Below are 419 nucleotides of genomic sequence, written 5' to 3'. Positions count from 1 at the left end.
CACGTCATGCGCGCTCCACATCCACGGATGCGCGGGCACGGTGATCAGGATCTTGCCGCCGGGTGCGAGGCAGTCGCGCATCGCCTTGAGCGCCGCCACATCGTTCTCGATATGCTCGACCACGTCCAGCACCGCGATCAGGTCATAGCTCCCACGCGGCACGTCGGGCAGGATCGGCAGCGGCGCCGTGCCGACCGCCCTGCCCAGCCGCTCGCTGGCGATGGCGCGGGCGGCGGGGTCGATCTCGATCGCCTCGACCTCCCCGAACTGGCTCAGCATCGGCAGATTGTGCCCGGTGCCGCAGCCGATCTCCAGGATGCGCGCATGCTCGGGCAGTTCGCCGAACCGTTGCAGATAGTCGTGCAGGATGTCGCGCCGCGCCCGGTACCACCAGTGCGTCGAGTCATGCGCGGCCATGC

At 69.2% G+C, this 419-nt stretch carries 1 protein-coding gene; it reads right to left on the bottom strand.

The annotated features are described in order from the left end of the window. Positions 1–419, bottom strand: a 419-nt coding sequence (locus D7X55_RS41690) for a bifunctional 2-polyprenyl-6-hydroxyphenol methylase/3-demethylubiquinol 3-O-methyltransferase UbiG (protein ID WP_147470524.1), incomplete at both ends; no start/stop codon positions are given.

The sequence above is a fragment of the Corallococcus sp. AB049A genome (assembly GCF_003668885.1).
GTDB lineage: Bacteria > Myxococcota > Myxococcia > Myxococcales > Myxococcaceae > Corallococcus > Corallococcus interemptor.
This window is presented reverse-complemented; position numbering and strand designations above follow the sequence as displayed.